We start from the raw sequence: 21,603 nt of genomic DNA on the forward strand, positions 1-21,603 counted from the left end.
GTATAAGATGCATCCGAAAATCATGGTTGTAGATGACGAGCCAGATACCATCGATCTTGTAAAGATCATCCTCGAGTCCGAAGATATAAACGTTATCGGTGCCAGTAGTGGGTTTGAATGCCTTGAACTGATGGAGCTGGAGAAGCCTGATCTGATTTTACTGGATATTATGATGCCTGATATGAACGGATGGGAGACCTTCCATAAGATCAAGGAAAGGAACCCTGGACTTCCTGTTGCGATGCTCACTGTAAAGAGTCAGGAATTCGATAAGATGCTTGGTCTCCATGTGCTCAAGGCAGACGACTATATCACAAAACCATTCAGCAGAAAAGAACTGATAAAAAGGACCAGGGACCTCTTAGGAATAAAGGCCCAGTGAGTCACAGAATCTCACAAAGGATGGCCTTTCTGTCTTTAAGGAAGAGGTGGGCTTTCCGGTCCCCGCTTAAATTATCTTCTAACCGGTTGCGTATATCCCAATACTCTTTTGGTTCCACCGCAGCTCTTAATATGACTGTTCCAAAACCGTTCTTCTTCAGGAAACTATTGATCAGTGCAGTATCAAAATCCAGAACATTCAACACCTTATACTTGTTCTTCAGCATTGGATGCTCTACGGGTAGTTCCGAAGTGAGGACTAACCGCTTACTATCAATTAGAAATAAACTTATATCGGGAGCTTGTTTTCCCAGATCATTTGCAAATTGCGAGAGAAGCCCCGCCCTTTCCACCGATTCCTCTGGTTCATAAGCAAAATAGGCAAGTCTCTCAGATGGTTCCAGGTTCTGCGAGTCTGAAACTGACTCGATGCGCGCACGGGATGGCAGCGCCACTGCTGAGGTATCACATTTCATGAGGCTGCCAAAGTAAAGGTTTAGCCTGTTTATTTTCCCGTCAAGGGACAAATACTCTTTCTCGCATTCAAAAGGTATTCTATCTGGAGTGAGCTGCGGAGGCGCCTCAAAAGCAAAATCCGATGCTATGGAGTTATATGAAGATATCACTTCAGGTATTGCAGGCCGGAGATTGCCTATGTCGCGCATATCCTCACTTGCAGGTCTTGCAGGATCTGAAAAGACAATATCTAACTCCGGTAATTGTCTGATCACCTCGGTTGACAGCGCATCCCCACAAATAAATTCAACGTTATCGATTCCAAGGAGCTTGCAGTTTTTTCTCGCATAGTCTATTTTCTTCGCATCTATTTCCACTGCATAGACCATGTCGCATTCCTTTGCGAAATAGATTGTCTGGCCTCCAATTCCGCAACTGATATCTGCGATAGTGCTGCATTTAAGTCTTGCAGCCCTGTATTTCGCAACATCTTCAGGTGTTGCGAATCTAGCTCCGTCCTTGTCAGAAACGATACTGTGCTCAAATCTCTTCTTACGTGGCAATCTTATCCCGGAAAAAAGGGATTTCAAATGATTTAAAGTCATCTGTGCAGAACAAGAATTGGTCCTCATAATAGCAAGTTAACACTGAGGTTATCCAATTAGAATTTTGATTTAAAAGCCTATTCATTTTTTCATTAAGACCCTCTGTTTTTTGAATTATTGTCTGAGACATGGATCTGCAAGATTAACAAGGATCTGCAAAAAAGTTGATCTTAGAATCCGGCAAAGATGGAATCCGTGTAGATTTGCGTTAATCCGTGTCTTTATATTTCAGGGATGAACGCAAATAGTGAAATATTAAGGAACGTCGTCAAATTAGAACGGGAGGGTTTCAGGAGCTAATTTGATAACCTCGCATTATAACTCTCTATTATTCAATATTTTTATATAATATCGCATGTATATTGAAGTATCTATAGATGTCTTACACTTTAATCCTATATGTGAAACCATGTCCGGCTTGAGCGATACTTTAAAAAAGGTGACAAACGGCATTCTGGGGAAAAAGAATGCTAAAGGCAGTAGCTCGCCTTTTGGTTCAGGTGACCTTCCATTTTCTTCCGGTATCCCTGATTTGAATTCTCTTCCGGACCTGTCTTCTGCCTTCCCTCCCGGCTCACAGCCTGGTTTCCCAGGCACAAAGTCCTCTTCTCCTCCTGGGATGGGCTCGTCTGCGGGCATGCCACCATCACCATCTGGGATGATGCCTCCTGGTATGGGTGCTCCCGGAGCTGGACAAGCTGCCAATGCTGAGCAGAAAGAAGCCATAGAAGTACATGGCAAGAAGATCAAGGATGTTGAAACGAAGCTCTCAAAGGCCGATGTAACTCTGAGCATGGTGCAACGTGATAATGAGGAGATCAGGAAAACAGTTGACAAGATCGACCAGAGCGTGCTAGAACTATTATCACTCTATGAGATCGTCTCCAACCAGGTAAACCCATTCGTGGGAGATGATATAGGGTCCCGTGCTACTATCGAGAGATTCGAGAAGACCGAGAAGAGGATCACTGAACTTGCGGACCTGCTTGTCATTTTTAAGAACGACATGGATACTGTCATTCATAAGCTTAACATGCCCGGCATTTCCAAAGAGATTGGTGCAAAAATGCAGGATGTCGAGTCCAAGCTGAACGCTTTTGCCGATGCGATGTCCATGATGCATGAGGGCATAGAGCAACTGTCCTCACGGACAGAGGAGCTCTCCGGCAAGACTGAGATAATTGACCAGAACATACTCGAACTGGCAGAATCTACAAGTAATATCTCTTTAAGAGTGGATGAGCTGGAACGGAAAAGTGCTCTGCAGTCTTTGAGTGATGCAAAAGAAGAAATAGAAAATGCTTCCGGGGAAAGATTGGAAAACAGGGAGCAGGATAGTTCCCGAACAAGGTCAAAGAAAGGCCTTCCTCTTGTACGCCTGGAAAACCTGAGGACCGATCCTACAAGTGTTGTAGTCCTGCTCAACTGGATAGAGTTCCTGATGGAACGTGTCGGCAGGAACAACCTGATGGATGCATTGGACTATTATGTGGATATAGGATGGATAAGTGAGGATGTCAGGTCGGAAGTCATGGCATATGCCCGTGGCATCGACTACTATGTAGAAAAGCCTACATGGCGCCTGCTCCCCGAAGATCACACCAAGTCACTTCTGTTCATAGAAAGGCTCTGCGGACGCAAGATCGATCGCAACATGCTAAGCTCCATAGACAGGGAAATGTCAAAGGTTAAACACGGGCTGGAGGAGCTTTATGGGATTTGAGGTGACGGTAGTCATTGCTATATTTTTTGTTTCGGCTCTTGTGGTTGGAACCTTTTCCTACACCGCGCTGAGTGCATCTTCTGATATTATAAACGATGCATCAGAAGATCAGCACCAACTCCAGAGCAAGAGGTTGCATACTTCTATTAATATTGATCACTCTGTCCCCGGCGCTTCGGGAAGCACTTATGATCTGACAGTAACGCTTACAAATAAAGGCAGTGAAACACTCCGTTTCGATGAGCTAAATGTCCTTATTGATGGGTATCTAGAACCTTACACTTTTAACGGATCTGCTGCTATCTGGGTTCCGGAAGAGACACGTAGCTTCACTGTGCCGGATCTTACGGGTGCCGGAACACACCGTCTCAAAGTCGTGACTGAGAATGGTATCTCAGCTTATGATACTTATCTGGTGTAAGCCAGGCGGTGTCATATTTATATACTATAGTCAATATATTATAATTCTAATTATATTCTCCAATTCACGACCAGACGGTAGGAAAGCATGAAAAACATCCACATTCTCACAATGGGAAGCATTTCCAGGTGCCAACGGGCAGAAACTGCCATAACGCACATGATCTTTTTCATTGTGGCTATCATTCTGGCTATGGGGGTCATCACAGTCCTTTCATCTGATGTGCAGTCTATCGTTTCATCTTCCTCCGTGAACAGCAAACTGGTAGCGCAACAGATGAGGACCGATATAACAATAGTGAACGATCCTTTAATGGTACCCTATGACACCTCCGGTAACAGTTATACATTCTATGCAAAGAACACAGGCAGGACCGAATTAACACCAGAGTTTATAACTGTGCTTGTAGACGGAATCATGGTTGCGTCGACAAATCTGGAAACTGAACTTATCGATGGTGATGTTGTGTGGAGACCCGGTGATGTCCTTGTGTTACGTGTGATTCCAAGCCCAAGCCCCCTTGATCCCGGGGACCATCGTATCCTTGTTGTCGCAGAGAACGGAAAGTCCGGCAGCATGAGCTTTAAAACGTAATGGAGAAAAAAATGGTAAAGATATGTTCATTCGACATTCCCAGAGACGAACTAAATGGGAAACTGGGCGGCGGTTTTCCTGTAGGTTCACTTGTAGTGATAGAAGGTGGAAGCGGTGGTGGTAAAAGTTCCATCTCACAACGCCTTTCATTCGGGCTTAATGAGAATAAAGTCAGTGTTACTGTCATATCTACCCAGATGACAACAAAAGGTTTTATCAATCAGATGTATTCCATGGATTATCCCATAGCTCCTTACCTTTTGAATGGTTCCCTTCTGTACATCCCGGTAATACCACTTGTCCAGGCAGCGAAATCCAGATTCGATTTCCTTGAGAGACTGATGGCTGCAGAAGAGCTATTCGAAAAAGATGTCATTATAATTGACACAATCTCTTCGCTCATAAAATACAGCGCAAATACGGAAAAAAGTCTTGACCTTATATCTTTTTTCAAGAAGCTTAATGGCATGGGGAAAGTGATAATCCTTACCATAGAGCCCAACCAGCTTGATGAGGATATAGCTTCTATGTTCAGATCTTCCTGCGATGTTTACATCACACTCAAATCGAGACCTCTTGGAAGTGAGGTCAAGCGTACGATTGTGGTGAACAAGTTCACCGGAGCAAAAGGACCGGTGGGCCAGATGATAGGTTTCAGGATAGAACCAAGGGTTGGCCTGGTAGTGGAGATAGCTTCTGTATCATAATGTCTGTAAAGGTGATTGAATGGATCTGGAGTTTGAGAAAGCCATACAGAGAAATCCGCATCTGGGTGAATATGTACGGAAGTTCATGCAGGAGAACGGTGCTGATGAACCCGTTTTCATGGTAAAGCTTTCCAAGGACATAAATAAGGAAAATGTCAATCTCATCCTGCCTGTGGGGGATCCTGTTTTCATTCATCTCTATGGCACTTCCGAAATTGGAGAGGTTCGCTATTACAGCATAGAACCATTGCTGAACGACCTGGAGAAACAAAAGTACGATATTATCCTGAGCATCATTCTTGAAAAGTCAGCTAGTGAAGCCCTGCCTGATTCCGAGAGCGAGTTAAAGGAACTTATAATAAGACTCCTTGACGAATCTGTTGATATCGGTGCCGGAGGGAATATAGAAGCTGATGATAAGAAAGGTAAGTTCGATATATTGAACAAGCTAATACCTGTGCAAAAAAAAGTTCCTTTAACCCAGAACGAATACAACAAGCTGCTTTATCATATAGAAAGGAACATTATCGGTTCCGGTCCCATAGAACCTGTCATCAGGGATCCCTATCTTGAAGATATCAGCAGCATTGGCGTGAACAATGTATTCATTGTCCACAAGATATTCGATACAATAAAAACAGACCTGAGCTTTGGGGATGAGAAAGGTCTTGATAACTGGCTCAGGAGCATGAGTGAGCGTATCGGCCGCCCTGTGAGCGATGCCCGCCCGATTGCAGATGGTGCATTGCCAGACGGGTCACGTATCAACATCATCTACAGTATTGATATCAGCAGACGTGGTAGCAGTTTCACGATGCGTAAGTTCAGTGAGGTCCCAGTCAGCATCATCCAGCTCATCAGCTGGGGTGCATTAAGTGCTGAAGCAGCTGCTTATATGTGGATGTGTCTTGAGAACGGTATGAGTGTCTTTTTCAGTGGGGAAACCGCCAGTGGAAAGACTACAATGCTGAATGCCTGCCTTGCGTTCGTCAACCCCAGAGCAAAGGTATTCAGTGCTGAGGATACAGCTGAAGTCCAGCCTCCCCAGCCAGTATGGCAGCAACTGATTACGCGTGAGGAAGGTCCCGTGGATTCCAGGGTGGATACGTTCACTCTGCTCAAGGCTGCTTTGCGTTCCAGGCCAAATTATATCATTGTAGGTGAGATCCGTGGAGCCGAAGGTAATGTAGCTTTCCAGGGTATGCAGACCGGGCACCCCGTCCTGGCAACCTTCCACGCATCTGCGGTCACTAAGATGATACAGCGCCTGACAGCCGATCCTATCAATGTCCCTGTGACCTTCATTGATAACCTTAATGTGGCAATGATATTATCCGCAGTCTACCGAAAGGGGAAATTCCTTCGCCGATGTCTTGCAGTAGAGGAGATAGAGGGATACTATGAAGAAGTAGGTGGAGTGGTCACCAGGGCAGTTTTCCAGTGGGATCCCGAAACCGACAAGCATAACTTCAGGGGCCTGAACAACAGTTATATCCTTGAGAACAAGATTGCCACAAAACTGGGCTATGAGGATAAGAGGCAGATATACCAGGACCTTTTCCTCAGGGCAAGGATACTGGAGGAGATGCGTTCACGGGGTATAGAGGACTACTATGATGTACTTGATATCATAGTGAAGTTCTATAAGCATGGCGTCGATGGCCTGCCTTTCAGTGTGTAGGTGAGCTTTATGAGTTATGAGAAGGCTTTCAAGAACCTTGGCATGGAACCTCTGGTTTACGCAAAGAAATTTGCCCTGCCTATTGTTCTGTTTGGCATTGTGTTCGCCGTTCTCATGTATACGTTGCTTCCCAATCTTTTCGTTGGTCCTGCAAAATACATACCTGTATTGGTCACTTTTGCATGTGTTTTCTTCGCCTTTTCATATCCTCTCTCCGTTCTTGCTGCAAAGGCCACGCGCATAGATAACAATATGCACTACTACATCACTCAGATGGGTTCCATAGCAACCGCGGAAACTCCCCGTCTCGACATCATCCGTATCGTTTCGGAGAATGACGACTACCGTGAACTTGCGACGGAAACAAGAAAAATATATGACCTTGTGACAGTCTGGCACATGAGCCTGGCTGATGCCTGCAGGTTCATCTCCAAACGTACTCCTTCTATCATTTTTGAAGACTTCCTCGACAGGTTTGCTCATGCACTCCAGTCAGGAGAGGACGTGAAAAGTTTCCTTTTCGCCGAGCAGAACGTGGTCATGAACGAATATGAATCCATGTACAATGGTGCTCTCTATGCAGTCGAGATAGTCAAGGAAATGTTCGTTTCCCTGGTCATGTCCCTTATCTTCCTGGCTTCTTTCGCAGTTATCATGCCGGTGATAACAGGCATGAACGCGGAACTGCTGATGTCAATCGTGGTTGTTGTCTTCCTTGTGACCGACCTTGTCATGGTCATGTTCACCAGGAGCAAAGTTCCTCAGGATCCGGCATGGAACAGGTCTGATACATTGACCAAGGATAAGCTGAGACTGTATCGTTCCATTCCAATCTCGGTCGGAGGCTGTATAATTGTAGGTATGGCCGTTCTCATGTATGGGAAGATCGAGACCCCTATAGCTGTTGCGATGTTCCTCACTCCTCTGGTTTATACGGGGCACGTTGCACGTAATATCGAAAAGGGCATTCGACGGAAAGATGAGAACTTTCCTGCTTTTATCCGTTCCCTTGGCAGCTCTGCGGGCGCCAGGGGAGGCCTGATCGATGATGCATTGAAAGCTTTACGGTCTCACGATTTTGGCCCTCTCACAACAGATGTGAACAATCTCTATAAGCTCCTGGCGACAAGGATCGATAAGTTTGCCTCATGGGACCATTTCTCTGCAAACATCGGGAGCAATCTCATCCAGAGATTCTCTGTGATGTTTGTCGAGGCAACTAACCTTGGTGGACAGCCGGATGTCATAGGTGACATTATAGCAACAAATTTCCACAGGATAGTCAACCTGAGGAAAAAAAGGACCCAATCTGCAAACAGCCTTGTGGGTGTCCTCTATGGACTTACGGGAGGCATCGGCTTTACCATGTACATTTCCCTCGGTGTCGTGGGACTGATGCAGGATATGTTCGCAACCGTGGAAATGCCTGCAGGTATGTCCATAGGGATGGTGCTGTACACTAATGTCGGGAACATTACCACTCTTGAGAATATGGTACTTGGAATAATGATCGGCCATTCCCTGATGTCTGCCATTCTCATAAGGATAGTTGACGGAGGCCACATGCTCAGCTCCACCATCGACTTTGTTATCATGGTATGGATATCAGGAGCAAGTGCAATCGTGACAATGGCAGCAGTGTCCTCGCTCCTTGGGATGACTTGACAGAATAAGATATCGAAAAGGAAGGGATTCAAGCCCTTCTGCCTGGCAGTGAAGGAGTGTCTTTTCCAGTCTATTTCCTCATCTCTTTTTTAATGTGATCTACAACTGCACAGGTCATCTCTTTAGTTGTATAGGCTCCGCCCATGTCGGGGGTAATTATGCCCTCAGTAAGAGCAGCATCTACGGCTTCTTCAACGAGTGCAGCTTCCGACATGTGCCCATACCATTCCAGCATCATCATAAGGCTCAGTATGGCAGCTATAGGGTTTGCTATGCCTTTTCCTGCGATATCCGGGGCACTTCCGTGAACGGGTTCGAAGAATGCATGTTTGGTGCCTATATTAGCGCTGGGGAGCAGTCCGAGGCTGCCTACGAGTGCTGCAGACATATCACTGAGAATATCCCCGAAAAGGTTAGTCGTGACTATCACATCGTATTTTTCAGGCGAGCTGATAAGTTTATAGGCCATTGTATCCACTAGCTCGTCACTATAGTCAACGTCATGTGAAGCCGCTGTCTCGCGGCAGACATCCAGAAAAAGTTTGTCGGATTTCATGACATTGGATTTATGGACAATAACGATCCTGTTCTTTCTTTCCTTTGCCAGTTTACAGGCGTAACCGGCTATCCTCTCCGAGCCCTTGCGGGTGATAACTCTTTTTGTCCAGGAGATATCCTGCCCGATTTCCTCTATCCCTGAATAGAGCCCTTCGGTATTTTCCCTGACGATCACAAAATTGAAATTACTCCTGTCAAGGATACCCCTGACAGTGGGCAGTGGCCTGATCGGGCGGATATTGGCATACATATCGAGCTCTTTCCGGATGGTCAGGAGCACACTCTTATAGTTGGGGTCAGGCGGGGTAGTGATAGCCCCAAAGAGTATGCAGTCACATCCTTTCAGGACTTCGAGGTCATCATCGGTAATAGCCTGACCGGTCTTCTCCCATTTGCCATATCCCAGTTCCACAGGCACTTTCTCAACATCCAGTCCGAGCGTGTCCAGCACCTCTACAGCCGCAGGAATCACTTCCTTCCCAATCCCGTCACCCTCGATAACAGCAAGTTTCAATCCATCACCTCAACATTATCTAAAGAGCTCTCCTGCTCCCTTAATTCCCTTACCAGATCCCACACAGCACTGGCCACGAAGAACTCGGATGCTCCCCAGTGTACCACAGCACCTTTGATACCTTTTATTGTTACAATGCCAGATTTTTCTGAGCGGCAGCATCTTGTTATAAAAGGCCTTGAAGGTTTAAATATGTCCGACTTAAAAGGGCAGATATTCACAAAAGAGTAATCGATTCCCGGGAATCTTGACTCGAAAAGGCTTCTCGATATTTCACATCCTACAAGCAGCGACCCATCCTCTGTGATCACATCCGAGTCAAGGCACTTACCCTCCAGTCCCGACGAAGAGCACGGGAATACCGTTCCTGCTCCTTCAAATCGACGCAGGTCTGTCAGGTTCTCCGAGAACTTCACTGCGAGGTCCCCGAACACCCCGCTTGCCTCAAGCCTCCTTAGAACACTTGAAAGCCAGGACGGCTCGGGTGGCACTACATCCACTATCTCAATATTGAGTATTGCTGAGAGATCCGGCCTGTGCACAAAGGTCACATGCATATCAATGCCTGTGAATATAACCGTGTTGACATTTCCCTTGCAGAGCTCATGCGCAGTCTCGATCAGAAGAGCGCGGTCCTTGATGTTGAGTTGCTTCCCGTACTTTATGACCTCCTCACCGCCGGCTATTCTCTCAAGAGAACTGACCTCCCTCAGGAGCTGGTCCCCTGCCTGGCTGACCCGGTACAGAGTGTATGTACCACTCTCATCACCACAGGAACAAGAGTTCTCTTCAATCATGTACTCAGTGAGGAAATAGATGCGTCTGTCAGCGTCTTCGGGAACTGGGCGAGTGACTCCCACATTCTTGTACTCTTGAGGAAAGATCATAGTCATATTGTAACTATCCGTGTCAGTTTAGATCTCATTCTTTTGCCGCAGCTTTCCTGTGCGCCACAAGTCCGCCATCGGTCAGTATTTCAAGCAGGAAGTCCGGCAGTTTGTTTCCATGACAGGTCCTTCCATTGACCCTGACAGTGCCTTCAAGGAGGTTAATCTCCATCTCGTCCCCTTCGTTGCACTCAACGTCCACCTCTATCAAAGGAAGTCCCACATTTATAGCGTTCCTGAAGAAGATCCTGGCAAAATACCTGGCAACAACGCAGGAAACGCCTGCATGTTTAAGTGCAAGGGGCGCCTGCTCCCTGGAAGAACCGCAGCCGAAATTATCTCCTGCGACTATTATGTCACCTTTGCTGACCTTGCGGGGGAACTCTGGGTCAATGCCTTCCATCGCATGATCAGCAAACACCTGCATGTCCGTTGTACGAAGGTATTTGCCGGGTATGATGACATCCGTATCGATATCGTTCCCGAAGATCCATACTCTTCCTTTGATTATACTGTCCAATATATCACCTTGAATTTAGTTTAACAATTCTGTCCTCTGATAAAAATGTGTTCCGGTGAATGCCTTGAAAACCAATTCAAGGAACTATGCAAAAAATAGAAAAAAGAAAGGTATGTGACAGATCAGACCTCTATCACATTTCCATCCAGTACTGCGCGCTCATCAACGCTGACCTGCTGGGTAACTTCCCCGTAACTTATCGTGTAAGCACCTGTGGGCCTTACAGCGAACTGGGTCTCTCCCGGGATTGGTCCCTCTGTTGAATAGGGCACCGTAAAGGAGTAAGTGCCGTCGGATGTGGCAGACTGGGAGTAGGTGAATGACCTACCCTGATTTGTCTGAATGGTGTTGCTGATGGTCACGGTCTCTCCCGCTGGTGCAGTGCCTGTAATGGTTGCGCCTTCGACATACTCGAATGTCTTGACGTAACCTGAATCTGTCAGGGGCAGGTTGCCGCCAAAGAGCACGTTATACACATTCTTATATCCCGTCTCGCTGGTGTGTCCTGTTGGTGCTGCAGGGGACTCATGCACAAGGCGATATTGTTGCAGGCCGCTGCCATCAAAGATGTGCAGCCTTGCTTCCATTGAGTCGTAATATCTCTGCCCGGGAACATGCTGAATACCGCTGTCTGTCTGCACTGACACATAGTAGCCCTCAGTGTCCAGTGTCCAGGCCGTCATAGCGTAGAACTTGCCCGTCGCCATCTCCACATCGGAGATTATGTAGCGTGCTGCAGCCTTGTCCGGATCCGGATGGATGGCATTAAGGACCGCCGTTGCTTCTTCCTCAGAGGATGCTGTGAAGAAGGTGGCTGAACCTGGCTGATTCACATCATCGATACTAACACGCCTTCCCCCAATACCTGCCTGGAATGGGTTGGCATTTGGCAATCGCCGTGCAATGGTCTCTATTTCATGACCGTAATCCCACCAGGACATCACCCCATATGCTGTGTCAGGGTACTCAAAGCGTTCTCCACTTTCAGGTGCTTCATATACCTCAAGGAAATCCATGCCCGGATCTGGTGTGTTGGCTTCCATCCAGAAGAGCGAGTCAAGCCAGTAGCCATTCACTCCGCTGGCATACTTTGACTGCTCCATGGCAAGGCTGTAACTGGGGTAGGCTACCAGCAGTAACAGCATGAATATGGTAATTAAATGGGCTGCCTTTATGTTCTTGCTCAAAAAGCCTGGAATCTCCCTTATGGATTTTACTTTGTCATGGTAGGCAGCCTCGATTTTCTTCCATCCTACAAGGTCCAGGACCTTTGCTGCGAAGTATCCTGAGAGTAATGCGACGTTGATTGCATAGTAATATGCAAAACGATTCTGGCCGTATATGGCAAGGAGCATTATGAAGGTCCAGACCAGAACAAGCGTCTCTTCCGGTCTTTTATCTTTCTTGACACTGTAGGCCAGCATGAACATCGCGATTATTGAAATGAAGAAGCCCATGGCGAAGTTGTACCAGACCGAGCTGAGGGTGAACGCGCCTCCGCGGTAGAAGATGGAGGAAGCTTCACCTACTGTCGACATCCCTCCGATATGTATCTGAAAGATTCCTGTAATAATTGAAGTAACCACACCGTAAGAAGAGGGAGAAGCCACTCTAAGAAGAATGAGTGCCATTACAGCTGTTGCAAGAAGTACCAAAGGATAATAGATGGGCTTCAAATGCCTTTTATCCAGCTGTTTATGTACAATGCTCATATAAACGAACGCAAGCACTGCTGCAAAGGCTGTCAGTACATGGAACCATGAGTAAAAGTAAGGGGATATCCCCATCTCCGATCTTATGAACGGAGAAACGAATATGAGGCCTACCAGAAAAGTGATTATGCCTACTATTCCTAGATAGTCGGTAGACTTGCCATTTAAATGGTCGACTGAATATTGGATTACAGCAAATATGACTACTATCATTCCGAACAAAGGCGCTCCTGGCCAGGAGAGCTGGAAAGCTGCATACATCAGACCTGCTAAGGCAGCACATAATATTGGTTTTACAGCCTGATTCTCTTTATGCTGGATCATTCTTATGGAAAGGTTTATTCTTTTTGCCTCGATGATTGCGAGCATAATGAATAAAATGAAGAGTGTGCTGAATAGAGACTCTGCCACATGATGGTCAGTAAATATGATCATGGAGCGGTTCAAAAACTGGCCGGGAGCTACGGCAATAAGAACAGCTGCTATTACACCTGTTTTTCTATCCTTTAGATGTTTGCCGAGGAAATAGACCGGGAATACTATCAGTGCACCCATTACTGCCGGGAAATAAGCTCCAATGACATTAACAAGTTCAGTACTTGGGTTTCCCAGCCCAATCGCTAATGCAGTCAGCGCTATCATGTGGTCGAAAAGTGGACCAAAGTGAATAAGACTGCCATAAGGGTAAACAGTCAATGGATTGTAAAATACTCCATGTGGATAATTATGTATTAACACTTCGACCATACGCATATGGTACAATGCATCGTTGCTGAACCTGACAAAGCCATTCGGTAAGAACACAGTTTCAGCAGGGCGTATTCTAATCCACAATGCAATAATAAAAGATATTGAAACTATAAACAGGGAAGTTAAATCATCTTTTACTCTGGCAAGCGGCAATCTCGCGTTGTTCATGCGTCCCTATTCCCTCATAAGAATATATATCTTATCACATAAGATTTCTATACAATACTTACTAATGATTGCGAAGCAATTATTGGCCTTTGTGCTCTCTCAGGATGATACTCTTCTTATGAGAGATGCCTGTGACAAGATCCTTTCCGAAATTCAGAAGAGATCTGGTATTTTTATCTCCAAATATTTTATACAACAATGGATAGGATATAGCCCAACTGTAGGATATAAGCCAAGGGACCGTAACTACCTTCAACTGGTTATTTCGCCGTGCTGCGGCAGTTTCCTTAACTAACTTGGTGCAGTTCTTAGTGATCCCGCCGGTTTGCATTCCAGCTATAACCAGCCCTTCTATAAAATAAGCATCTCCACCTTCTTTAAAAGCTCTGACAAGGAACTCATAATCGCCCGCAATCTTAAAAGATTCATCAAACTTTCCATAGACATCGAAAAGACTGTGGTGCTGGAACATACCCTGGTGTGTGAAAGCGCAAATCCCATCTACAATTATGCCTCTCCATGTGTGATTCCAAGAGCAGCCATCAATACAGCATACTTCCTTGTTTTCTGTGACTCTTGCAACCTGTCCGTAAACCAGTTTTATGTTCTCAGAGTCTGCTCTGACCAGGTGGGGAGCCAGTTCTTCAAATACATTATCCGTCCAAAGATAGTCATCACATCCCAGAAAATATATCCAGTCCCCGGTAATATGGTCCAGTGCTTTGTTCCATGCATTGTATATGCCCTTATCCGGCTCAGACTTCCAGTAGGTGATCTTATCATTGTTGGACATTAATATGTCTATGGTGCTATCTGTGGAGCCTCCATCTACAATGACCAGTTCCTTGTTCAGATATGTCTGAGCAGATACACTATCGATACAGCGCTGCAAGGTTTTGGAGCCATTATATACAGCTATAACAACTGAGATAAGGGGTGCTGAAATCATTTGTACTCGTTCTTGCCAATACTTGGTCATCTTCCACTCTTGTGTCTCTCTATGTTTCATCTGCTTTTTAGATACCATTCATAAGATTGTTGTATTCCCTCACTTAAAGAAATCCTGGCACTCCACCCCAGCTTATGCAGTTTGCTCACATCCAATAACTTTTGTGGCGTTCCATCAGGTTTTGTGCTGTCATACACAATTTCTCCTTCATATCCAATGATATCTTTTATTAATTGAGCTAGCTCATAAATGCTTAAGTCCTTTTCAACACCTATGTTTACAAACTCTCCTATATCATCAGCACTGCAGTTATCCATCAGATATACGCATGCATCCGCCATATCATCCACATGCATGAACTCCCGTCTTGGTTTCCCGGTGCCCCAAACAACAACCTGATGTTCGTTGTTTATTTTTGCCTCGTGGAACTTGCGTATTAACGCAGGCATAACATGAGAAGTCTGCAGGTCAAAATTATCTTTTGGGCCGTATAGGTTTGTCGGCATTACAGAAATGAAATTCGTTCCATACTGCTGGTTATAATGTTTGCAGAGCCGGATTCCGGCAATTTTTGCTATTGCATAAGCTTCATTTGTTTCTTCCAGTTCCCCTGTCAAAAGATATTCTTCCCTGAGTGGCTGCGGTGCAAATTTAGGATATATGCAGGATGATCCGAGGAAGAGAAGTTTCTTAACTCCATTTTTGTATGCAGCATGGATGACATTTGCTTCTATCATAAGGTTCTGGTAAATGAACTCAGCCGGATATGTGCTGTTTGCAAGGATTCCGCCCACTTTTGCTGCAGCAAGGAAGACGTATTCTGGGTTTTGCTCTTCAAAGAATTTGTTTACTTCCTGCTGGTTGGTGAGGTCAAGTTCTTGATGTGTATGGGTAAGGATGTTATGATAACCTTTAGATTGGAGGTTACGGTCAATGGCTGAGCCTACCAAACCACGGTGACCGGAAATGTATATTTTTGATTTATAATCCAAATAATCACCTTTAATAACTTAAACTAAATAATTTCTCCAATAATTAAGCAAATCACTTAACGTCTTATGAATTTCTATTTCTGGCATCCATCCTATTTCCGATTTAATTTTGGTGTTGTCTCCTTGCATTACTGGTAAGTCAGATGGCCTGTGCTTTGAGTAATCTATTTCTATACTAAGTTCTGCAGTCGACAGCGAAATTAATATGTTAAGTAAGTCTCTGAGACTATATGCTTTTCCTGAGCACAGGTTATATACTGTACCTGGTTTTGCATTTAATGCTACTTTATAGTATCCTTTCACAGCATCTCTAACGTCAGTATAGTCTCTCTTGACATCAAGGTTTCCAACTGAGATTACATTTTTCGACTTATTCTTTTCGATTTGCGCAATTTGGTGAGCAAAAGAACTTAGTGCATAAGTAGGAGGACGGCCGGGCCCTGTTAAATTAAAGGAACGTACTCTTACAATGTCCATGTTATAACTTTTATAATATTGATATGCTAACATATCTTGCGATACTTTACTTACGGCATATGTGCTAAGTGGATTAAAGCAGCATTTTTCATTCACTGGAAGATCAGATTCATTAATTAATCCATACTCTTCTGAAGAACCTGCAATAACAATTCTTGTGGGCAGTTCAAGTTCACGTAAAGCTTCGAAGATATTTATTTGGGATATTACATTATTATTCATAATGTTTATTGGACTTTTCCAGCTCGACGCAACCGAGCTTTCGGCTGCTAAATGAAATATGCATTCCGGCTTAATCTTTTTCAATATGTTGAAAACAGAAGTATGGTCGATGAGGTTGCACTGCTCATATATCACAGTTGGATGAGATATGGTGAGGATATCAGGAATGGAACGTGAAATGCCATAGACCTCATCATCTCCATTACTTAATAACTCTGCGAGATGTCTACCACAGAATCCATTAGCACCTGTTATAAGATATCTAGCCATTAGAATCACTTTCTTCACATGAGATTATGCTTTTATATATGCTCAAAGTTTCATTTGCCATTTTTTCCCAGCTGAATTTTTTTTCTTGTTCATATCCACGTTTTATTAAATCCTTTCTTGTATATTCATTGTATAGGGATTGTATGGACTGAACAAGTTCTTTTTCAGAATTAGGATCAAATAGTATAGCTGCATCACCCACAACTTCTGGAATAGAGCTTGTATTGCTTGCAATGACAGGACAACCCATTGACATTGCTTCAAGTGGGGGTATACCAAATCCTTCATAAAGAGACGGATATACAAAACAAAAAGCATGTTTGTACAATGAAGCAAGTAAATCATCCGAGCCATGTAGCTGGATTATATTATTGTCACTACTTTTCAATTCATTTGGTTTGAATTTCCCTCCACCAAAACAAACTAAATCAAAGTAGTTTGAAAGGTGATTTCTATAGGAATCGATCAATATTTTGAAGTTCTTATATGCACGTCTATCCCCAACGTACAAAATATATGGGCGTGTTATTCGATATGAAGCTTTTAACTCATCCGATTCCAGAGTATTTGATGAACGTAAAGAACTAGCTAAATATACAACTTTTGTTTTGCATTCGGGCACACCATAGATTTTGATCAGATCATTTTTTGTGTTTTCTGAAATCGCTATTATAATGTCTGCTCTTTCGATTGCCCTTTTTTTTGCTTTGATAACAAGTCTACTGTCTATAAATTGATCAGGATATAATTCATGAATCATGTCATATACTGTAATCACAATCGGCATTTTCATGACTTGCCTTAATCCTTTCATATAATAGGTTGGATGATATAAGTCGAAATTTGAGGAGCGCATATAAATCGCAAACAGTATTTTATTGGGTATTGAAAATAGGATATATATAATATATTTTAAAATAGTTCGTTTAGATTTTAATTTGTAGCTCCAGTAAGACCCGTAATTTTGCTTATGTTTAGAGAACGCATATTCATTTATATTGAAACCTTGAAATAGGCTTACATCCATATTTTCGGTTGTGGAGAGCCTCGTTATAAGCTCATAAAAATATCGAGAGATACCTCCATATCGCTGGAACTCAAATACTGTATGGTCGTAGAGTATTTTCATTTTAAGAACCTCTTGATCATCCCTCTGCTTTTTACTGTAATCTTTACAGGAATTGAGGATAGTGTAAGGCGCTTTATAGTTTTGATCTCGTTTTCCTTGCAAAGGATGTGGAGAAACGTATCATCCATCGATATGAATCTATATCCGTTCTTTTCACCTAGTAATGTCAAGCTTTTTTTTGACCAAATTGTGAAATGTCCTGCATCCGGCTCCAAATAGACCCATTCATTTACAGGTTCTGGGGCATTGTCGGTTAAGTTTGTAGTGAAGATTATCAATTTAGGATTATTAAAGTCACTTAAGATCTTATGGATTTCTTCAAATGCATTGGTCAAGTGTTCAAAGACCTCTACCATTAATAATACGTCTGCATCAAAGGGCTTATTGCAATAGTATGATCGGTCCAAGTATGTTTCTTCTTGAACAAACGGTTCATAGGCCAATACTTTGAACCCTCTTTTCATAAGGTCCTTACTTAAGTAGCCGTTGCCTGCCCCAAAGTCACAAATCCGCATTTTTTTAATGTGCACCCATATATTGATGTATTGCATGTAAATGGTCAGTATTCTTGCTCTCCCCTGCCATCCGTAATCGATGTTATTGAAATAGTCTTTATCGTATATTCTCTCCAACTTGTAATTCTTTGATTCTGGAGCCGTTATCATGCCACATGATTCACATTGAACATATTCTACACTATGGCCAAGTGCCTGAGAATATTTATTGTATTCCTTGAATTCTGTAGAATTACAAACGCATTTTCTTTCAGGGTTCATAACGATCATTCAAATACTTTTTCACGTGCTTGTAGTAATTGGCTGCCATGGGTTATTCTATTTTCTCAGAGTTCTATATATAATTCGCAATAACAATGAGCTACCTGAAAACATCTCACTCTGAAGTCTCGAATCTGCTTTTGAATCCTGCACTACATATTGGGGATGCAAAATTGGATATTTCATTTGTTCCGCTCTCATATCGGCGTACTTCTCTTTTATATTTGTATGCACTGCATTCTTTCCAAATCCAATATTTGAAACCAAATTCACACTGGGTATGACAGTCAAGGCATTTTGTGTCCAGCATGAAAAAGTCCACTGATAATCCCATGTGTCTTTTTTTCCGTTATATGCTTTTTCAAATATATATCTCCAATACCACACACTTTTTGTGCTTTTTAAAAGATCTCTCAACCATCCTCCATCACGGATCTCAGGCCACAACTTCATCTCAACATCGTAGTTCTTCCATGCACGCCGCCAAGATGCCCAGCCCCAAATATGCGGATAGCGAGAGAAATAATAACTGTATTCTGTTCTCCTCCTGCCAAACTGGAAGTTATCCCCGCTGATCATGGCAATACGTTCGTCATCCCTGTATTTCTCCAGCAACTCCTCGCAAAAGCGGAAAAATGTAGGGTCTGGCAGGCAATCATCTTCAAGAATGATGGCTTCTTCAACAGTGTCGAATACCCAGTCCAAACCGCTTGATATCCGGCGTTTACAACCCAGATTGACATCTGAATAGTTGGTCAGTACTTCGCAATCCCAATCAACTTTATTAATGATGGCACGGACAGCTCTACATTTCTCTGCCTCTTCCGGGCAATCAGCACGTGGACCATCAGCGATCACCAGAAGCTTCTGTGGTCTGGCTTTTGCTATTTCTGCGAATACTCTCTCGGTGGTTTCAGGACGGTTGAATATTATGAATGCTACAGGTGTTTTTAGTTGGTATTTTAGCATACTGTTCTTGTTTCCAAATATTGAGTTTAAACACTATATAAAAATTCCAAATGCAGGTAAAGGCAAACATGTATCAAGTTAATTCAACTTGAATATTTTCATTTATTCTCTTTAATTATGATGTTTAAATGATTAAATATACTGCTTCTGTTAAATTGTTGGTAATATTGGCTGACATTATTTGTATATTTCCCGTACGAATTTTGCATTATATATACTGCTTTTTTAAAATCCTCGTAGTCTCCATGTTTATATGTTATCCCGATATTGCTATAAAGTACTCTTCTAGCCATGAGCCCTATATCAGGGACAATAACGGGTTTTCCAAACTCTAAGGCTTGAAGCATTACTCCACTTGAGCTATAGTGGTCTCTATATGGCAAAGCAATAAAACATGCTTCATCAAATAGTTTCTTAGTTACTTTCGGACTCTTTATAAACATTGGAATGTTCAAAAGCTGCTTATTCTTTTCGAGGGTAAGCATATTATCTATAAATTCAGGACTTCTATCACTTTCTGACATTTCTCCTGCACGCAGTATTACAAACTGATTGTCATCTAACGCTAATTGTAGTAGGAAATCTAAGCCTTTTCGGACAAAATAGCTACCAAAAAATAGTAATATTTGTTTTCCTTTGTTCTGTTCTAAAAAGTTATCAATAAGTGCACATAATGTTTCTGTATCTTCGTCTGTATCATCCACATGGTTAAAACTTTTGGAGATATCGGGCAACCAATATGATTTTTTTATGTTAGTATCCTTAACAAAAAATTCATCCAACCAAAATGTGATATCAAAATGCTTTACTTTTTGCTTTAAAGAAGTTTTTAGCATATTTCTCTTAAGATAATTCATTGAAGGGTAACAGTAAGGAGAAATAAAAATCGCAATCCATTTAGATTTTAGCGGGTGTTTTTTGATAGTAAATATGTCTTTCAAAAAAGAGTATGGCGAGTGGTTAAACTCATCGCCAGATATTACAAAAATAAAATCAGGACTGTATTTACTCTCTAGATGCTTTAAAATACCTGAATCGCTCTTCACTAACGGGTTTTGTTTAAAGTTCAGTAAAGATATTTTATGATTAATCCTGTGTAGTTCACAACCTTCTATAAATACACCTGCATTATTTCGATATATCTCTATATAAGGAGAATATTTGTTACGAGAATTTTCGCTGTTACACCAATCTCTTCCAATATAAAATAGTACCTCCATACCGGAGTCTAGCGCCCAATCAGCAATTACATTGCAATAAACTTGTCTATGGCCGCTCATGTGGGGAGAATATATTAATATTTTGTTAGGTTTATTCTCTACGTTCAAATTGAATCACCTTATTCATCGCGAAACAATGCTTTTATATATGCTCAAGGTTTCATTTGCCATTTTTTCCCAGCTGAATTTTTTTTCTTGTTCATATCCACGTTTTATTAAATCCTTTCTTGTATATTCATTGTATAGGGATTGTATGGACTGAACAAGTTCTTTTTCAGAATTAGGATCAAATAGTATAGCTGCATCACCCACAACTTCTGGAATAGAGCTTGTATTGCTTGCAATGACAGGACAACCCATTGACATTGCTTCAAGTGGGGGTATACCAAATCCTTCATAAAGAGACGGATATACAAAACAAAAAGCATGTTTGTACAATGAAGCAAGTAAATCATCCGAGCCATGTAGCTGGATTATATTATTGTCACTACTTTTCAATTCATTTGGTTTGAATTTCCCTCCACCAAAACAAACTAAATCAAAGTAGTTTGAAAGGTGATTTCTATAGGAATCGATCAATATTTTGAAGTTCTTATATGCACGTCTATCCCCAACGTACAAAATATATGGGCGTGTTATTCGATATGAAGCTTTTAACTCATCCGATTCCAGAGTATTTGATGAACATAAAGAACTAGCTAAATATACAACTTTTATTTTGCTTTCGGGTAAACCATAGATTCTGATCAAATCATTTTTTGTGTTTTCAGAAATTGATATTATTGTGTCTGCTATTTTGATTGCTCTTTTTTTTGCTTTGATTACAGACCTACTATCTGCAAAAAGGTCAGGATACAACTCATATATCATGTCATATACTGTGATTACAATTGGGATTTTATTATTGTGTTTTATCCTTTTCATGTAAAATGTTGGATGATATATATTAGCATTTGATGTCATCATAGAGTATTCAAATAATATTTTATTAGATATCGAAAATAGCATGTGAGGTATATATTTTGAAATAGTTCGTTTAGATTTTAATTTGTAGCTCCAGTAAGACCCGTAATTTTGCTTATTCTCAGAAAAAGCATACTCGTTATTATGGAAGCCCTGAAATAGGCTTATATCTACATCTTCTTTTGTTGATATTCTTGTTATGAGCTCGTAGAAATATCTTGATATTCCGCCGTATCGTTGGGATTGAAATATGGTGTAATCATAGAGTACTTTCATTTGCATACCTACTTTGTA

Annotated in this window: 20 protein-coding genes; 7 read left to right on the forward strand and 13 right to left on the reverse strand. The window is 42.5% G+C overall.

Annotation, left to right across the window (positions count from 1 at the left end; translation table 11 throughout):
• Nucleotides 1-7: 7 nt before the first annotated feature.
• Nucleotides 8-382 carry a response regulator gene (locus QZZ22_RS05860; RefSeq protein WP_292463360.1) on the forward strand — a complete coding sequence of 125 codons (375 nt, stop codon included), beginning with the start codon at nucleotides 8-10 and terminating at the stop codon, nucleotides 380-382.
• Nucleotide 383: 1 nt separating this feature from the next.
• Here QZZ22_RS05860 and QZZ22_RS05865 read toward each other — a convergent pair whose 3' ends face one another.
• Entirely contained in the window at nucleotides 384-1,400 is a 1,017-nt protein-coding gene (locus tag QZZ22_RS05865) for a methyltransferase domain-containing protein (RefSeq protein ID WP_292463361.1), read from the reverse strand.
• Nucleotides 1,401-1,851: 451 nt separating this feature from the next.
• Between QZZ22_RS05865 and QZZ22_RS05870 the strand changes: the two genes are divergently transcribed.
• From QZZ22_RS05870 to flaJ, 6 genes are all read left to right on the forward strand, one after another.
• Nucleotides 1,852-3,165, forward strand: coding sequence for a FlaD/FlaE family flagellar protein (locus QZZ22_RS05870; RefSeq protein ID WP_292463362.1), 1,314 nt, complete (start codon nucleotides 1,852-1,854; stop codon nucleotides 3,163-3,165).
• Nucleotides 3,155-3,586, forward strand: a complete 432-nt coding sequence (locus tag QZZ22_RS05875) for a hypothetical protein (RefSeq protein ID WP_292463363.1) — start codon at nucleotides 3,155-3,157, stop codon at nucleotides 3,584-3,586. The genes QZZ22_RS05870 and QZZ22_RS05875 overlap by 11 nt, the downstream gene beginning before the upstream one ends.
• Nucleotides 3,587-3,673: 87 nt before the next feature.
• A complete protein-coding gene (locus QZZ22_RS05880) occupies nucleotides 3,674-4,180 on the forward strand; it encodes a flagellar protein G (RefSeq protein ID WP_292463365.1) in 507 nt (168 codons plus the stop codon).
• 11 nt (nucleotides 4,181-4,191) lie between these two features.
• Nucleotides 4,192-4,887, forward strand: coding sequence for an ATPase domain-containing protein (locus QZZ22_RS05885; protein ID WP_292463367.1), 696 nt, complete (start codon nucleotides 4,192-4,194; stop codon nucleotides 4,885-4,887).
• Between the two features lie 19 nt (nucleotides 4,888-4,906).
• On the forward strand, nucleotides 4,907-6,568 hold the full coding sequence (locus tag QZZ22_RS05890; protein WP_292463369.1) for a type II/IV secretion system ATPase subunit: 1,662 nt from the start codon (nucleotides 4,907-4,909) through the stop codon (nucleotides 6,566-6,568).
• Nucleotides 6,569-6,577: 9 nt separating this feature from the next.
• Nucleotides 6,578-8,233 (forward strand): archaellar assembly protein FlaJ, encoded by a 1,656-nt coding sequence (gene flaJ, locus QZZ22_RS05895; RefSeq protein ID WP_292463370.1) that lies wholly within the window; start codon nucleotides 6,578-6,580, stop codon nucleotides 8,231-8,233.
• Between the two features lie 70 nt (nucleotides 8,234-8,303).
• Here the strand turns inward: flaJ and QZZ22_RS05900 are convergent, their stop codons facing one another.
• From QZZ22_RS05900 to QZZ22_RS05955, 12 genes are all read right to left on the reverse strand, one after another.
• Nucleotides 8,304-9,305: an isocitrate/isopropylmalate family dehydrogenase gene (locus QZZ22_RS05900; protein ID WP_292463371.1), complete on the reverse strand. Its 1,002-nt coding sequence runs from the start codon at nucleotides 9,303-9,305 to the stop codon at nucleotides 8,304-8,306.
• On the reverse strand, nucleotides 9,302-10,192 hold the full coding sequence (locus tag QZZ22_RS05905; RefSeq protein ID WP_292463599.1) for a hypothetical protein: 891 nt from the start codon (nucleotides 10,190-10,192) through the stop codon (nucleotides 9,302-9,304). Before QZZ22_RS05905 ends, QZZ22_RS05900 begins: the two co-directional genes overlap by 4 nt.
• A 34-nt stretch (nucleotides 10,193-10,226) precedes the next feature.
• Entirely contained in the window at nucleotides 10,227-10,715 is a 489-nt protein-coding gene (locus QZZ22_RS05910) for a 3-isopropylmalate dehydratase (protein WP_292463600.1), read from the reverse strand.
• 119 nt (nucleotides 10,716-10,834) lie between these two features.
• A complete protein-coding gene (locus QZZ22_RS05915; RefSeq protein ID WP_292463373.1) occupies nucleotides 10,835-13,342 on the reverse strand; it encodes an oligosaccharyl transferase, archaeosortase A system-associated in 2,508 nt (835 codons plus the stop codon).
• Between the two features lie 79 nt (nucleotides 13,343-13,421).
• A complete protein-coding gene (locus QZZ22_RS05920; RefSeq protein WP_292463374.1) occupies nucleotides 13,422-14,291 on the reverse strand; it encodes a glycosyltransferase family 2 protein in 870 nt (289 codons plus the stop codon).
• Nucleotides 14,292-14,347: 56 nt separating this feature from the next.
• Nucleotides 14,348-15,283: a GDP-L-fucose synthase gene (locus QZZ22_RS05925; RefSeq protein ID WP_292463376.1), complete on the reverse strand. Its 936-nt coding sequence runs from the start codon at nucleotides 15,281-15,283 to the stop codon at nucleotides 14,348-14,350.
• An 18-nt stretch (nucleotides 15,284-15,301) separates the two neighbouring features.
• The gene (locus tag QZZ22_RS05930) at nucleotides 15,302-16,252 is read right to left on the reverse strand and encodes a GDP-mannose 4,6-dehydratase (RefSeq protein ID WP_292463377.1); all 951 of its coding nucleotides are present in this window, start codon (nucleotides 16,250-16,252) and stop codon (nucleotides 15,302-15,304) included.
• Complete coding sequence (locus QZZ22_RS05935) at nucleotides 16,245-17,381, reverse strand: glycosyltransferase family 1 protein (RefSeq protein ID WP_292463378.1); 1,137 nt, start codon at nucleotides 17,379-17,381, stop codon at nucleotides 16,245-16,247. The genes QZZ22_RS05930 and QZZ22_RS05935 overlap by 8 nt, the downstream gene beginning before the upstream one ends.
• Complete coding sequence (locus QZZ22_RS05940) at nucleotides 17,378-18,166, reverse strand: class I SAM-dependent methyltransferase (RefSeq protein WP_292463379.1); 789 nt, start codon at nucleotides 18,164-18,166, stop codon at nucleotides 17,378-17,380. The genes QZZ22_RS05935 and QZZ22_RS05940 overlap by 4 nt, the downstream gene beginning before the upstream one ends.
• 48 nt (nucleotides 18,167-18,214) lie before the next feature.
• Entirely contained in the window at nucleotides 18,215-19,015 is an 801-nt protein-coding gene (locus QZZ22_RS05945; protein WP_292463380.1) for a hypothetical protein, read from the reverse strand.
• A gap of 209 nt (nucleotides 19,016-19,224) precedes the next feature.
• Nucleotides 19,225-20,454, reverse strand: a complete 1,230-nt coding sequence (locus QZZ22_RS05950) for a hypothetical protein (RefSeq protein WP_292463381.1) — start codon at nucleotides 20,452-20,454, stop codon at nucleotides 19,225-19,227.
• Between the two features lie 15 nt (nucleotides 20,455-20,469).
• Nucleotides 20,470-21,585, reverse strand: a complete 1,116-nt coding sequence (locus QZZ22_RS05955) for a glycosyltransferase family 1 protein (RefSeq protein WP_292463382.1) — start codon at nucleotides 21,583-21,585, stop codon at nucleotides 20,470-20,472.
• Between the last annotated feature and the right edge of the window lie 18 nt (nucleotides 21,586-21,603).

Source organism: Methanolobus sp., assembly GCF_016278365.1.
GTDB lineage: Archaea > Halobacteriota > Methanosarcinia > Methanosarcinales > Methanosarcinaceae > Methanolobus.